This window comes from Variovorax sp. CCNWLW235, from assembly GCF_037204085.1.
Classification (GTDB): Bacteria; Pseudomonadota; Gammaproteobacteria; order Burkholderiales; family Burkholderiaceae_C; genus Variovorax.
In genome coordinates this window covers 1-14,601 of record NZ_JBBCBW010000017.1, presented here as the reverse complement: position 1 = coordinate 14,601, position 14,601 = coordinate 1, and the positions used below count along the sequence as shown (strand labels likewise).

The following is a 14,601-nucleotide window of genomic DNA, read 5'->3' as shown; positions in this document are numbered from 1 at the left end:
AGACCGACCCATGCTTGCAACCCTGATGCCGCAAACGCCCCTGACACCGAGCGACTACGAGCGCAAATTCCTGGATAACCAGGACGAGAACCTTTTCATGGGCTCGTTCGAGAGTTTTGCCGCCGCCGAAGCAGGCGCACCCCCTTCGAAGGCGGTGGGCTACGACAACGCCGAAGCAGCCTGGGAAATCTACAGCCACCAGATTTATTTCTACGATTACCCAGGCCTTTTCTGGCTCTCGAGATCCCTCGATGCGGGCATGTCGCGCGTGTTCGACCTGGGCGGACACGTGGGCATAAAGTACTACGCGTTTCGCCGCGTGATGCCTTATCCCGACAACCTGCGATGGACTGTTTGCGATGTACCGGGCGTGGTGCAAACCGGGCGCGAACTGGCCGTGCGACGCGAGGCGACCGCGCAACTGAGCTTTACCACCAACTACGAAGATGCCAGCGGCTGCGACGTGCTGTATGCCTCGGGCAGCCTGCAGTACCTGCCCGTCCGCATCGCGGAAATTATTGCGTCGCTTGCAGTAAAGCCCAAGCGCATCGTGCTGAACACGACCGCCGTTCACCCCGAGCGCACCATCTACACGCTCAACAGCATCGGCTTTGCTGTGTGCCCCTATCGCATCCAGCATGACGAGGAGCTGTGGGCCGAGCTGAGAAACGCCGGATACAAGCGACGCGATGCATGGCGCAACGTAGGCAAGCCGATCGAAGTGCCCTTTGTCGAGGGCGGGGACAAACCGTATTACGCGGGGTGCTGCTTCGACCTTGCAGGGTAAGGTGAAGGGAGAGGGCTGCTCGCGAGCCCTATCTGCGTTGTCACCGTGCGTAGCGCGCGAGCTCGTGCTTGGCAATCGCGTTGCGGTGCACTTCATCCGGGCCATCGGCCATGCGCAGGTGGCGGGCGTAGGCCCAGAAGTTAACCAGCAGCGTGTCCTGGCTCAAGCCCATGGCACCGAAGGCCTGCATCGCGTCGTCGATCACCTGAATGCAGTTGTTGGGTGCAATCACCTTGATCATCGCGATCTCCTGCGCCGCCACCTTGTTGCCCACCGTGTCCATGCGCCAGGCTGCGTGCAGCACCATCCAGCGCGTCTGGTCGATCAGCATGCGGCTCTTGGCAATGCGTTCGCGCCACACGCCCTGTTCGGAAAGCGGCTTGCCGAAAGCCACGCGCGACACCACGCGTTCGCACATCATCTCCAGCGCCGACTCGGCCATGCCGATCATGCGCATGCAGTGGTGAATGCGCCCCGGCCCAAGGCGGCCCTGCGCAATTTCGAAACCGCGGCCCTCGCCCAGCAGGATGTTGTCGGCCGGTACCCGCACGTTCTCGAACAGCACCTCCGGGTGGCCGAACGGCGCATCGAAGTGATTGACCAGCGCCATGTCGCGCAGCACCGTGATGCCGGGCGTGTCCGCGGGCACGATGACCATCGACTGCTGCCGATGGCGATCGGCGTTGTCCGGGTCCGTCTTGCCCATCAGGATGAACAGCTTGCACCGCTCGTTCATTGCGCCCGTGATGTACCACTTGCGCCCGTTGATCACGTATTCGTTGCCCTCACGCCGGATACTGCACGCGATGTTGGTGGCGTCCGAAGAGGCCACTTCCGGTTCGGTCATTGCAAAGGCGGAGCGAATCTGCCCGTCGAGCAGCGGCTGCAGCCAGCGCGCCTTCTGCGCGGCCGAACCGTAGCGCTCGATCACCTCGGTGTTGCCCGTGTCCGGCGCACTGCAGTTGAACGCCTCGGCGCTCCAGTAGCGGCGGCCCATGATCTCGCACAGCGGCGCGTACTCCAGGTTCGTCAAGCCCGCACCGTGCGCCGTCTCGGGCAGGAACAGGTTCCACAGGCCTGCCGCGCGAGCCTTTTCTTTCAGTTCTTCGAGCAGCGGCAGGCCGGTGTAGAAGCCGCCATTCTTCTGCGCGTTGAGATACGACTGATGCGCCTCTTCAGCCTGGCGCTTCTCGTTGGGGTAGATGTGCGCATCCATGAAGGCAAGCAGGCGCGTGCGCAAGTCCTGGACCTTGGGCGTGTAGGCGAATTCCATGAGAGACGTCTTTCGAGGGGGGTTGGGAGTGCCTCGATGGTGCCCGGGTGCGGGCTGGGCGGCTGTCTCCTGCATGACGGGGGCGTACGGGTCGGAGCAGCGAGGAATGCGTTGCTTTCTCTCGAAGGGCCGCATGTTGCGCATGGCCCGGGCCGAGCGAATGCTTGCGATGCAGGTGGGATGAACCGTAGGGGCCTTGAACAGCACTGCTTGGCATGGGCGTGCTGTAGATGCGGCTGGCGAAGCGCCTCTTACTCGCGCGGAGTTTCAGCTATTTGCGCAGCGCTTGGAGCGGGTGAAGGGAATCGAACCCTCGTATGAAGCTTGGGAAGCTGCCGTTCTACCATTGAACTACACCCGCATTTTGCAGCCCGTTGACTTCTAACGAGCTATCGACCTAAGTGCCTGATTTTACAGAGGGAAGTTGAGATTTAGCTTCGACCGTGTTCCCAACGTCACCCGGCCTCACCCCTATCAACTTGGCGTAGGTTTTTTGAGAGAAACTACACCCGAAACCACTCGTCTTCCGCATGCCTGCGGGAGCCGACAGCCGGAGTATAGGGCCATGTTCTTTGACGTTCGAGTCGCCAAGTTCTCAAGCCAGCTCCCGGGAGGTAGGTTGCCTACGGTTTAAATAAGAACGCCGGCCACCACGCATTCGAACCCCTTAGAAAGTGGGTTCCTGCCGATCAGTTCGACCTCAAAATCGGGCTTGAAACCAGTCAGGTCGACGCCGTACTGATGAGTCGTGGTGTGGTAGCAGTCGATCATGGTGTGCGACGTTCCATCGCTGATGCGCAGCATCCCAGACCATGGGTGACGAGTCACCACTAGGGCCCGCGGCGACACCTGCAGCGTCGCTTCCATGCGAGAGCCGACGCCTTGCATGATCGCCTGGGCTCCGCCACCTGCGCTGGCGCCGTTCGGGTAAGTCAGGGATTCATGATTGCTGCGCAGCAATGTGCGACCCGCTTTCGAGAATCGTTCAGCGATGCCGCGCGAGGTCGCGGGGTCTGCCGGCGCAGCATCGCGATGTCTTGCCAAGATGGTCAGGTCGGCCGATGCGGTGTAGATCGTGCCAATGGTGTGCGCGAGAACTTCAAACCCGGCTGCAGTGAGCATGGCGATCCATTCGCCGGGCCCGTGGAACAGGAGGTGCTCGTCGCTGTCGTCGAAGCCTAGCGGCACAGACATGAAGAGCACACCTCCGTCTTTCAGCACGCGGCGGATCTCTGCCAGCGTGCCGACGATGTCAACCGCGTGCTCTAGACAATGGCTGGAGAAGACGAGGCTGAACTTTCCATCAAAGGGGAGGCAAGACACCTCCCCTGTTTTGAAGTTGCTGGCTGGCAGGCCGGCTGTTATTCCGAGATCGACTAGGTGCTGAATCGAACTCCGATCGACATCGAAGGCGTGATAGTTGTGCCCACGCTCCTTGATCAGCATCTCAAAGATTTGAGGCGGCATCCATCCGACCCCCAGGTCAAGAATCTTCTCGCCTTCGTTGACGTAGACCAGTGCTTCTTTCCAGCGCGTCAGGTATCGCGAGATACGCTCTGCGATCAGGTCGATTCCACGAGCCTCCGCCGCTGCCCGCTTCGTTCGGAAATCTGCGAGTTGGCTGGCCATCAGCTCTTGCACCTGATCGGCGCCCTTGGGCATGGGAAAGGTTTTAGTTGTCATGGGAGCTCGCAGCAAGGTGGAGGCGGCGCCCTCTGCGCCGCGAGTGATGGTAGCGGCTGTTGCGTATTTGCGGGGCTAGAAATCCCCCGGGCTGCACTGTTGGTTCCATCGGCGCATGGGGCTGGGATGCCGGGCTACGCGCTACCCCAAGGCCGGCCGATCCCTAAGCCTTAAGCTTCACCGCGGCGGCGCCGGCAGCAAACCTTCTTCTACTTCGTCGTCGTTCACATGGAACCCTGTTGAGCTACGAGGGTTCATGCGCTCGAGCGCTGCGTAGCCGCTCTCCAGTTCCGCGACACTGACACACCATTGGGTCTGCCGGGTCTTGATCGACTTGCTTTTCGCCCCTCGGGCGCTGATCCTCGAAGCCTTCGACCGTGGCGCCGCCTTCCTTTTGATCGTCAGTACGTGCGCGTACTGCAAAACAGGCAGCAGATCCGTCTTTAGGTTCTTAATGGCCAGCAGCCGCGCCTGCAAGGTATTGCCCAGTGCAAAGCTGCTTGAGCCACCGCATGCTTGCTCTATGGCCATTAGTCCCCACAAGCCAATACCTCGGGGGCTGATACAGCATTTCCGTGGGATAGATTGTGAAAGCGGAAACCAAGTCGTTCCGGACAAAAAAGGCGTTAACGCCGCTCAGGTTGCACGAGACAAGGGTATACCGGTCCCTGAGTTCGTCGATCCATGACTGCAAGGTTGCGCCGTAGTAGTCGTCGCCGGACCAGATGTGCACCGGGTTGTAGTTGATCGACAGAATGGTCGGCGGAGGAAACTTGCCGTTGTATTCAACGCATAAGAGCTTCGGCGTTATGGATTCCAGCGACTTGCGGACCAAAAGCAGGTCGTTGCCATCAGTATCGAAAGTGTAGAAGTCGATGTCATTGGTCCCGATGAACGCAAGGAACTCATCAAGCAGCGATTTCATCGATTCGACAGTGGCAAAACTCTCTTTCGCGAAGAGTTGCTCAGACGTCAACGTGCCCAAAGCTTCTTTGATGCGTGCAATGTTCGTCGGACTCCCGTCGAGCCATGCACCTTTGAAGCCGTCTAACAGGAGTTGGTGTGTGTTGTTCTCCAAACCGTCGCCACACCCAACCTCAATAAATGTCTTCGACAAAGTCGCGATGGTCGAAATTCTGCGCAGGCATTCGCGGACGATCCCGTCCTCATCACACTGCGAATAGGTATTCCACCCTTTGCTGGCCGGGTTGTCCGGCATCGACTGAGCGATCCTTCGTCTCAGGTCATCCAGCATCAATGCGGTGTCCTGATGCGTATGGCCAGCAGTTTTGCTCGCGTTCAAATGAAGATCGAGCTCTTGCACTGTGATCGACACCTTCTGAACGTCTCTTTCGAGTCGTTCGGCCAAAGTGTGCTCAACAGCTGTTTGATGCCTGATCTCCTGGCGCAGCATGGCCAACTCCTCTCGGATGTCGGCTGTTTGGCTTGGGCTGTTGATGACCGCCCCATAGAGACGTGAAAGTTGGCGGAACGGAGTGCGATTTTTTAGCATGGTCGCTGACGTAGTACGGTGCGCAGCAGTTTACTGGCGCAAGACACCCAGCAGATTGCCGAGTGGGAAGCCCGTACCGACCCCGCTGCCTGTCAGCGTGCCGAGGATCGATCCGCGGTCCTCGCAGCCAAGGCTGCACGAAGTCGAGAGCTTCTTGAATCAGGCCGAATCGTTGTTGAAGGGAGAGACAACAGAGCGCAGCTTCCGCTCGGTCCAGAAGAATGATCGGATACTCTTCGTGCCATTGGCTCAGCCGTCGATCTTGAAATGAAAAAGGCCCCCGGCGCTTCGGCGCTGGGGGCCTTGTTTCCGTTCCGAGGCGCTGTTTGATCAACGAGCTACAAGATCCTCGATGCTGGTCAAACGATCGCTCCCCGAGGGAATGGCCACTAAGTTGATGAAGGATCCCGATGTAGGGGACAGCCGGTCCGTGATCTCGGAGCGCACCCGCAGCTCGTCAATAGATAGCAACGTCGAGCGCGCTTCCGTGAGCTCGAACATTTGATAGCCCATGCCGGCCAGTTGGCCCCAAAGCCACATCGGATCGTCGCCCGAGTTGGTCAGGCCGAAGGGCCAGAATTCCATCAAGAAGATGGGGCGCCAGCCCTTTGAGAAGAGGCCTTGAGCACCGCGGAAGATGCGTGCCTCGGACCCCTGCGCATCCGACTTCACGAGGTCGGGAAGTCGGGAGGCATCCGCGAGAATTGCGTCAAGCGTTGCCGTTGGAACTTCAATCGTTGGACGCTCTGTTCCATCGCTGAAGATTCGGTGGTCACCGAGGTTGTCAGGGGACAGAAACAGCTTCAGCGTGCCCTCTGCGTCGCTCACGGCCTTCTGCAGGGGCGTGGCGATGGCGCCACCTCGCACTCTTTCGAGATTGCGCGAGAGCATCGCGAAGTTCCGCGGGTCGGGCTCGAACGTTATGATCTGTCCGGCCGGACCCAGCACCTTGGAGAGAAGCACGCTGTACCAGCCGATATTGCCGCCAATGTCGAGCACGAAGTCGCCAGGCCTGCTGAGTCGCGTGATGACGGAGGTTTCGAGCGGCTCCCAGATACCGGTCGCCTCCAGTTCGGTGGAGATGTATGCGTCGCCAGCACGATGAATCTCGAAGGCGAAGGGCTCGAAGCCCGGAACGTTGCCTTCGATCAGGAAGGGGCGGTTGTCCATGCTGGCCGACTGCAACCTGAGATGCCGGGTGAGGGTCTTCAACCTTTCCACCTCGGTTGAAAGTCTGCGAATCTCGGCCTCGTTCGCATCCAGTCGCGGCCGCGCATCGAAGTACTGGACAACGGGCGCTGGTGCTGGTGTAGGTGCAGGCGCTGATGCAGGCGCGGGTTGCTGGCTATGTGCGCTGAGCGTTGCCAGGGATTCGGCGGCCGAGAGGATTGCGCGATACAGGCGGGCGAGTTGCCGAACTGGGGTGATGTCTCGGAGCATGCTTGTTGAAGAGGTGGGGTCGTCAGAGTGTAAAGGCCTATTTCAGCCAACAGGCCGTATTGCGGCTTCTATTGCTGCTGCCACTGCGGCAGCTCGCGGTCTTCGTGCACCCTGCCGCCCAGCCACGACGGCGTGCGCAGGGTGGTGGCGGGCTGGGGCATAAATTCAGTTGGCTCATGTGTCATTGACTCGCGCCAGTTGTGTGGTCAAGCCGCAGCAGCATGGCGAGAGCTGGCACGTAGTCAGGCAGCAATCGAAGTCGATGGGCACCTACAAGGCGCCATGGCTGCAGGTCTGCTCGAGCTGCAGAAGATAATTGCCGAAGCTCGGCTGATCGGCGTAGGTTTTGGCGTAGGTTTCAGTGAAACAGCGGTGTTTTCACTGGAGGGCGCAGATCTACCATTGAACTACACCCGCATCTGGCAACTCGTTGATTTCTACGAGTTATCGAGATGAGTGCCCGATTCTCCAGAGGGAAGTTGGATAACCGGTCAACCGGTTCCTTCCTCACGGAATCGGGCATCTCCCATTTTTGCAAGTTCGGTGAAGCCGGCCTCCGTGATGCGAAGCACTGTGGCAACGCGTGAGGTGGCATAGCGAACGGTGGACTCCAGGGCCTGGATCTCAGCTTCGATCAATCCAGTAGCCAAAAGGACCGAGACGTGCCGGATGTCCTCTGGATTGGCAACATGAATTGGAAGCCGCACATGCAGCAGCCGCATCAAAAACGAGAGGGGCATTCGAGTCTCCGAGTGCCGGCGCTTGTCTTCGTTCTGCCAAGAAATGCCGGCCATTTCTGGTCGGCGGAATGTAGCTACAAGTGCAACTCGGCCGCTACTGCTTGCTTATAAGTCAGAACCATTTTTGAGAAATACTTCACACTTGTCACTAGGCTGGCCGGACTTCACCCTCGGTCTGGCTGCCATTTAGCTTGATGCGTATGACGATGTAGGCACCCGCCTGTAGTTCACCTCGACCGCAAGCGCTTCCTCCCCACCCGGCGTGATGTTGAACATCCGGATGTCCAGGTGCTCGGCGTCAGGCTGCGACACCTCGGTGCGCCAGCCCCAGTGTTCCCCATCCGCGCCGGCACCGTAGCTGCCCTGCGCGCCGAAGCGTCGGTCCTCCACTCGGCCGGTGCTGAACATGATCGACGTGCCGGTGCCGAAGCTCTCGCTCCAGGCGCATTCGAAGGCGTCTTCGTCGAGGTGGTAGCCCAATAGCGCGACGCCCTCGAAAGGCTCGCCGCTGCAACGGCCCTCGTACTCATGCAGCAGGAACCGGCCGCGGCCGACGAGGCGGATGGTGCCGCGCTGCACCGATTCGTCGGCCGGCTTGCCGGGCTCGAACCAGAGCCGGAAGCGGCCTTCCCAGTTGCCGGCCATCGCCGCCAGCCGGTGATGCACGCCGCCGGGCGCGGCGGATCGTTCGAACGCTTCTTTGCTCATGAGGCCTCTTGTGAACAGGCTGCTGCCGCAGGGGGAGATGTTGGGTTCATCGCTCGGCATGGTGCGCCACCCGCTCAAACCCGACTTTTTTGCCCAACTAATGTAGACACCGTCACATTGCCTCAAAACAATCCGGCACCCTCAGGTTCAACAAAAAGCATTCGTTGAGGGGATCAAGAAATGCACCTGCTCTTCTTGCTGCGGCTCCAGCATGTCGAGTTGCCTGCCGAGATCGTGAGGCCCGAAGAAATCAAGCATGTTTCGGTTCTCAAGGCCACTGGCTTGGTAGAAGCGGAAATTGCACCGGCCATCGACCCATCCGGCAAGTTCAACATGGCCCGGACCGCCATCGTCACGGCAATCACCGAAGACGGCATCGCCGAGATCATGAAGTTGCGCACCGAACGGATGCGGCCCGCAACCACATGGCGGGCGGCCAGGCGCCGCCGAAAGCTGTGCATCCGATGCGGCGCGCCCCATCAGCCGAACGCTCCGGTTTGCAGCTGTTGCCCGGCACCTGAACCGGAATCCAGCGCGCCGACCTGACTGACAGAAACAGGAAGGCCGCAAGAAGGCCGGGGAAGGCCGGAGCGGCAAGAAACCGCGCTCGTCCGACACGGCGCGGCTTGCTCATCGCTGACCATTCCGCCATGTCAACGCTTCGGAGCATTGCCGTCACCGTCATCGAAGTGGAAGAGGGCGCCTACCGTTGGCGCCTGGTTGAGCTCGGCGACGAGGAGCTGGGGCAGGGCTGGAGCGTGCTGCGCCAGCAGCCGAGGGCGATGAAGACCTACAAGGCCGCGATGGCCGCGGGCCTGGTCGAGTTGCAGAAGATGATCGACGACCTCGACCTGGGACCGCGGGAGCAAGAAGAGGCCGGCCTGGCGAAACCCGCGAAGAAGAGCGGACCGGTGTTCGGGTTCGGCTTCGGGCTGCCGAAGCTCGGCTGAAGGGCGAAGAAAAGACGGGCCGCCGAGCCGTTTCAGACCGGGCCGTACAGCGCCCTGATGTGCCGGCCCGCATTGGCAGAGGCCGAATCGCCGTAGCCGTCACCCACCGCAGCGCAGAGCTCGGCAATGCCGTGGGCGAATTCAATATGCATCTGGTCGAGACGTTCGCCCGGCTTGATGATGCCGACCTCGGCCGCCAGCGCGGTGAAGTTGGCCTCGGGGTCGCGCACCAGCTGCTCGGGCTCGGGGGTGTTTTCGAAATGCTGGCGCGCCACGTCCGCGGGTTGCCGGTCGCCCACCACCCGCACCAGGCTCAGGCCTTGGTCGATCAAAAATTCATGATCGGCGCGCCCACCGGCCAGCCGCGTCCATTCGGCGGCGAACAGCGACGCCCACTCGAGGCGGGCATTTCTTGGGGCAAATTCGGGCATTTCGCGGAATTCAGAAAAGTACCTCTAAAGTATACATCTTCGTTTTTGAAGTTTGTGAGTGAATTCACCCCTCGCACCTGCCACCAGCCCCCTCAACGCAGGAAAACATGCTCCATGAACTGCCTGATGGGGTACTGGATCATGGTTTGCACCCCGGCCGGTAGTTCCAGCGGGCGCATCAGCATCTTGAGCGTGGCGCCGGCGCTCAGGTTGGTGCGCACTGTGCTGTTCAGGCGGGCGCTCAGTTGCTCGACAAAGGCCGTGTCGCCGGCGCGCTCGGGCGACCGCGTGCGAACCACGTGGCGAATGGCGCAGTCGGCGTCTTCGCTCTTCAGCTCCAGCGTGCGTCGGCCAATGGTGCCCAGCACGCGAAAGCGGCTGAGCCGTTCCTCGTCGCGGTAGCGGCGAAAGAAGCGGTAGAAATGCTTGTAGTGGTTCACCTCGTCGGCTGCAATGCGGCTGGCCAGGTCGCGCAGCACCGGTTCGGCCGTGCTGCGCGCCATGGCGCGGTAGTAGGTGGCGGTGCCGGTTTCGACCACGCAGCGCGCCGTCATTTCGAGCCCGCGCGTGGGGGCGAGGAGCTCGACCTTGCAGTAGGTGGCGTATTCCTCGAGAAAGCCGCGGTAGGCGGTTTCCCAGTCGAATTCTGGCCACACATGCGCCACATAGGCGCGCAAGGCCTTGCCGTGCTGCAGTTCCTCGGCCTCCCAGTGGCGGGTGAGCCACTCCGTAACCTCGTCGTCGCCGCGAAAGAAGTCGACCAGGTTCTGGGTGTACAGGTCAGAGCCGCTTTCAATGAAGGAGGCGGACGTGACGAGGTAGAAAAGATTTTCGTCCTGGCGGACTTCGTCGCGCGCAATGCGCGAAAACTCCAGATCCTCGATCTTCCAGTGTGGCGCCTCATGACCTGCCATGCATGCTCCTTGATTCACGTCGGGATGAAATAGCCGTTAGGACGAAGCCGAACGCATTTGGTTCTCCCGGTCCGGCCCATGGTAGCGGCGCTCCCCACGGCAAGCTGACTGCAGCCCCGGCAAGGCGCGGGGCGGTAGCCAAACCTATAATCGTTTGTTCAAGCAAATCAAGCAGTTAGGTCGGTTCGACGCAGTGGGTTCGACGAGAGGGTCGCCATCGCCAGGCCGCCCTCGACAGAAGACGAAATCCAAAGATGAGCCAGCCCACATTCACGGTCGCGGACATCCGCAAGACCTTTCTCGATTTCTTCGCCTCCAAGGGCCACACGGTGGTGGCCTCGAGTTCGCTGGTGCCGGGCAACGACCCGACGCTGATGTTCACGAACTCGGGCATGGTTCAGTTCAAGGACGTGTTCCTGGGCGAAGACAAGCGCCCCTACGTGCGCGCCGCCTCGGTACAGGCGTGCCTGCGCGCCGGCGGCAAGCACAACGACCTGGAGAACGTGGGCTACACCGCGCGCCACCACACCTTCTTCGAGATGCTGGGCAACTGGAGCTTCGGCGACTACTTCAAGCGCGAATCGCTCAAGTGGGCCTTCGAGCTGCTGACCGAGGTGTACAAGCTGCCGGCCGAAAAGCTCTGGGCCACGGTCTACATCGAGGACGACGAGGCCTACGACATCTGGACCAAGGAAATCGGCCTGCCGCCCGAGCGCGTGGTGCGCATCGGGGACAACAAGGGCGGCCGCTACATGTCCGACAACTTCTGGATGATGGCCGACACGGGCCCCTGCGGCCCGTGCTCCGAAATCTTCTACGACCACGGCCCCGAGATCCCCGGCGGCCCGCCCGGCAGCCCCGATGAAGACGGCGACCGCTACATCGAGATCTGGAACAACGTGTTCATGCAGTTCGACATGCAGCCCGACGGCTCGGTCAAGAAGCTGCCCGCCCCCTGTGTGGATACCGGCATGGGCCTGGAGCGCCTCGCCGCCATCCTGCAGCACGTGCACAGCAACTACGAAATCGACATCTTCGACGCGCTCATCAAGGCCGCTGGCCGCGAGACCGGCACGCAAGACCTGTCGAACAACTCGCTGCGCGTGATTGCCGACCACATCCGCGCCACCTCGTTCCTGGTGGCCGACGGCGTCATTCCGTCGAACGAAGGCCGCGGCTACGTGCAGCGCCGCATCGTGCGCCGCGCCATTCGCCACGGCTACAAGCTGGGCCAGAAGAAGCCGTTCTTCCACAAGCTGGTGCCTGACCTGGTCAAGCTGATGGGCGATGCGTACCCCAAGCTGGTGGCTGACGAGAAACGCATCATCGAAACACTGAAGGCCGAGGAAGAACGTTTCTTCGAAACACTGGCCAACGGCATGGAAATTCTCGACTCGGCGCTGGCCAATGGCGCCACGACGTTGCCGGGCGACGTGGCCTTCAAGCTGCACGACACCTACGGCTTTCCGCTCGACCTGTCGGCCGACGTGTGCCGCGAGCGCGGCGTGAGCGTGGACGAAGCCGGCTTCAACGCCGCCATGGAAAAGCAGAAGGCCGCGGGCCGCGCGGCCGGCAAGTTCAAGATGGACCGCAACGTCGAATACGGCGGCGCGGGCAATGTGTTCACCGGCTACGAACACCTGGAAGAAACCGCCAAGGTGGTGGCGCTGTACTTCGAAGGCGCGGCCGTGCAAGAGCTGAAAGAAGGCCAGCCCGGCATCGTGGTGCTCGACACCACGCCGTTCTATTCGGAAAGCGGCGGCCAGGTCGGTGACCAGGGCGTGCTCGTGGCCGAAGGTGTGCAGTTCGGCGTCGAAGACACGCAGAAGATCAAGGCCGACGTGTTCGGCCATCACGGCACGCAAACGCAGGGCACCCTGAAGGTGGGCGACACGGTCAAGGCCGCGGTCGACACCGCGCGCCGCGACGCCACCATGCGCAACCACTCGGTTACCCACCTGATGCACAAGGCCTTGCGCGAAGTGCTGGGCACGCACGTGCAGCAGAAGGGCTCGCTGGTCGATGCCGACAAGACGCGCTTCGACTTTGCGCACAACGCGGCCGTCACGCACGACCAGATCCTGGAGATCGAAAAGCGCGTGAACGCCGAAATCCTTGCCAACACCGAGACGCACGCCCGCGTAATGGACATGGAATCGGCCCAGAAGACCGGCGCCATGATGCTGTTCGGCGAAAAGTACGGCGAGAGCGTGCGCGTGCTCGACATCGGCACCAGCCGCGAACTCTGCGGCGGCACCCACGTGGGCCGCACCGGTGACATCGGCATGTTCAAGATCGTGAGCGAAGGCGGCGTGGCTGCCGGCGTGCGCCGCATCGAAGCGGTAACGGGCGCCAATGCGCTCAGCTACCTGCAAGACCTCGAATCGACCGTGCAGAGCGTGGCCGCCACGCTCAAGTCGCCCGCCGCCGAGCTGCAGGGCCGGCTCACGCAGGTGCTGGAGCAAGTGAGGGCGCTGGAGCGCGAAGTGGGCGCGCTCAAGGGCAAGCTCGCTTCGTCCAAGGGCGACGAACTGGTGTCGCAGGCCATCGACGTGAACGGCATCAAGGTGCTGGCTGCCAAGCTCGACGGCGCAGACGCCAAGACGCTGCGCGACACCATGGACAAGCTGAAGGACAAGCTCAAGACGGCGGTGATCGTGCTGGCCGCGGCCGACGGCGCCAAGGTGCAGGTGGCCGCGGGTGTGACCAACGACACTGTGGGCAAGGTCAAGGCCGGCGAGCTGGTCAACTTTGTTGCGCAGCAAGTGGGCGGCAAGGGCGGCGGCAAGGCCGACATGGCCATGGCCGGCGGCACCGATGCCGCGGGCCTGCCCGCAGCGCTCCAGTCGGTGCAAGCCTGGGTGGCGGAACGCACCTGATGGCCGCCACCGAGGTGCTCGGCTCCCCTCCCGGCGAAGTGCTGGTGATGGGAGCGGGCACCATCGGTTGCTTCATCGGCGGCAGCCTTGCCGCGGCCGGTGTTCCAGTTACTTTCGTCGGGCGTCCGCGCGTGCTGCAAAGCCTTGCGGCGCACGGCCTTGCGCTCAGCGATCTGGAAGGCGGTTCGCATCGCTTGCCCGCCGCCAGCCTGCGGTTGAGTGACCAGGTGCCTGTCGGCGCAACGCCGGCACTGGTTCTGCTGTGCGTAAAGAGCGGCGCCACCGCCGAGGCGGCCGCCGAGCTTGCCTTTGCGTTGCCCGCGGGCACCACGGTCGTCTCGCTGCAAAACGGCATTTCCAATTGCACAGAGGCATCGAAGGCCGGCCCCACGCTGGGCGTGCTGCCCGGCATGGTGCCCTACAACGTGGCTGAAACCGGGCCGGGTGCCTTTCACCGGGGCACGGCAGGGCGGCTGGCCGCAAAGGACGATGCCGCACTGCGGCCCTGGCTGCCGGTGTTCGAGCGCGCAGGCATACCCATCGACCTGTACGCCGACCTGCTGCCCGTGCAATGGGGCAAGCTGCTGCTCAACCTCAACAACCCCGTCAACGCGCTCTCGGGCCTGCCGCTGCGCGACGAACTGCTGCAGCGCGGCTACCGGTGCTGCTTTGCCGCGCTCATCGATGAAGCGTTGGGCGTGCTCGGCAGCGCCGGCATCGCGCCCGCGCAGGTGGCCGCGGTACCAGCGCGGCGGCTGTCCACAGTGCTGCGGCTGCCAGACTGGCTGTTTCGTATCGTCGCGGCGCGCATGCTGCGCATCGATGCCAAGGCACGCTCCAGCATGGCGGACGACCTCGCGCTCGGGCGGCGCACCGAGATCGATGCGCTCAGCGGCGAGGTCGTGCGGCTCGCGCAAAACCAGGACATGGAGGCGCCGCGCAACGCAAGGATGTCGGCGCTGCTCGAAGAGTGGCCGCGGCAGCCCAGGCGCTGGACCGCACGGCAATTGCAGGACGCGCTCTGGCTTTAACGCCGCGATGAACTTGTCGCGACCAGATCAAGGGCGTGATCAACCTGCCATCGACACTCCTGGCCAAGACCGAGGCAGGGGCACCGCCATGAAGAAAACATTGAGCTACCTTGCGGCCGCGGGTCCGCACTGCGCTTGCGTTGAACGGGTTCGGGTTCGGGTTCATTCAGGGCGGGCACCCGCCGACGGGGTACCTTTCTCCGCGAATGTCCCCCGGCCTGCGGCCTCCTCCTTTATTTCGCTGCGCAAGGC

General features: G+C 62.1%; 14 protein-coding genes and 1 tRNA gene. 6 read left to right on the top strand and 9 right to left on the bottom strand.

Annotation, left to right across the window (positions count from 1 at the left end; all coding sequences use genetic code 11):
- Positions 1–10: 10 nt before the first annotated feature.
- Positions 11–787: a TIGR04325 family methyltransferase gene (locus tag V9L21_RS18305; RefSeq protein ID WP_337314274.1), complete on the top strand. Its 777-nt coding sequence runs from the start codon at positions 11–13 to the stop codon at positions 785–787.
- Positions 788–827: 40 nt separating this feature from the next.
- Here the strand turns inward: V9L21_RS18305 and V9L21_RS18300 are convergent, their stop codons facing one another.
- The 5 genes from V9L21_RS18300 to V9L21_RS18280 all read right to left on the bottom strand — a co-directional run bounded on the left by V9L21_RS18300 (position 828) and on the right by V9L21_RS18280 (position 6,696).
- Positions 828–2,060 carry an acyl-CoA dehydrogenase family protein gene (locus V9L21_RS18300; RefSeq protein ID WP_337314273.1) on the bottom strand — a complete coding sequence of 411 codons (1,233 nt, stop codon included), beginning with the start codon at positions 2,058–2,060 and terminating at the stop codon, positions 828–830.
- Between the two features lie 287 nt (positions 2,061–2,347).
- Positions 2,348–2,421: transfer RNA gene (locus V9L21_RS18295), tRNA-Gly, on the bottom strand.
- A gap of 269 nt (positions 2,422–2,690) precedes the next feature.
- Positions 2,691–3,743 carry a class I SAM-dependent methyltransferase gene (locus V9L21_RS18290; protein WP_337314271.1) on the bottom strand — a complete coding sequence of 351 codons (1,053 nt, stop codon included), beginning with the start codon at positions 3,741–3,743 and terminating at the stop codon, positions 2,691–2,693.
- Positions 3,744–4,194: 451 nt separating this feature from the next.
- Positions 4,195–5,157, bottom strand: coding sequence for a hypothetical protein (locus V9L21_RS18285; protein WP_337314269.1), 963 nt, complete (start codon positions 5,155–5,157; stop codon positions 4,195–4,197).
- Positions 5,158–5,586: 429 nt separating this feature from the next.
- A complete protein-coding gene (locus tag V9L21_RS18280) occupies positions 5,587–6,696 on the bottom strand; it encodes an FkbM family methyltransferase (protein ID WP_337314267.1) in 1,110 nt (369 codons plus the stop codon).
- A gap of 282 nt (positions 6,697–6,978) precedes the next feature.
- On the opposite strand from V9L21_RS18280, the gene V9L21_RS18275 reads away from it, so the two are divergent.
- Positions 6,979–7,152 carry a hypothetical protein gene (locus V9L21_RS18275; protein WP_337314265.1) on the top strand — a complete coding sequence of 58 codons (174 nt, stop codon included), beginning with the start codon at positions 6,979–6,981 and terminating at the stop codon, positions 7,150–7,152.
- Between the two features lie 35 nt (positions 7,153–7,187).
- Here the strand turns inward: V9L21_RS18275 and V9L21_RS18270 are convergent, their stop codons facing one another.
- The gene (locus V9L21_RS18270; RefSeq protein ID WP_337314263.1) at positions 7,188–7,436 is read right to left on the bottom strand and encodes a hypothetical protein; all 249 of its coding nucleotides are present in this window, start codon (positions 7,434–7,436) and stop codon (positions 7,188–7,190) included.
- A 186-nt stretch (positions 7,437–7,622) separates the two neighbouring features.
- On the bottom strand, positions 7,623–8,144 hold the full coding sequence (locus V9L21_RS18265; protein WP_337314261.1) for a DUF1579 domain-containing protein: 522 nt from the start codon (positions 8,142–8,144) through the stop codon (positions 7,623–7,625).
- A 180-nt stretch (positions 8,145–8,324) separates the two neighbouring features.
- Here V9L21_RS18265 and V9L21_RS18260 point away from each other — a divergent pair, with 180 nt between their 5' ends.
- Together V9L21_RS18260 and V9L21_RS18255 are read left to right on the top strand one after the other, a co-directional pair.
- A complete protein-coding gene (locus V9L21_RS18260) occupies positions 8,325–8,690 on the top strand; it encodes a hypothetical protein (RefSeq protein ID WP_337314259.1) in 366 nt (121 codons plus the stop codon).
- 104 nt (positions 8,691–8,794) lie between these two features.
- Positions 8,795–9,094, top strand: coding sequence for a hypothetical protein (locus V9L21_RS18255; protein ID WP_337314257.1), 300 nt, complete (start codon positions 8,795–8,797; stop codon positions 9,092–9,094).
- Positions 9,095–9,126: 32 nt separating this feature from the next.
- On the opposite strand, the gene V9L21_RS18250 is transcribed toward V9L21_RS18255, so the two are convergent.
- A complete protein-coding gene (locus tag V9L21_RS18250; RefSeq protein WP_337314255.1) occupies positions 9,127–9,525 on the bottom strand; it encodes a hypothetical protein in 399 nt (132 codons plus the stop codon).
- Between the two features lie 92 nt (positions 9,526–9,617).
- Positions 9,618–10,439, bottom strand: a complete 822-nt coding sequence (locus tag V9L21_RS18245; protein ID WP_337314253.1) for a ferritin-like domain-containing protein — start codon at positions 10,437–10,439, stop codon at positions 9,618–9,620.
- 254 nt (positions 10,440–10,693) lie between these two features.
- On the opposite strand from V9L21_RS18245, the gene alaS reads away from it, so the two are divergent.
- Positions 10,694–13,318, top strand: a complete 2,625-nt coding sequence (alaS, locus tag V9L21_RS18240; protein ID WP_337314251.1) for an alanine--tRNA ligase — start codon at positions 10,694–10,696, stop codon at positions 13,316–13,318.
- Positions 13,318–14,349, top strand: coding sequence for a 2-dehydropantoate 2-reductase (locus tag V9L21_RS18235; RefSeq protein ID WP_337314249.1), 1,032 nt, complete (start codon positions 13,318–13,320; stop codon positions 14,347–14,349). The genes alaS and V9L21_RS18235 overlap by 1 nt, the downstream gene beginning before the upstream one ends.
- The last annotated feature ends 252 nt before the right edge of the window (positions 14,350–14,601 follow it).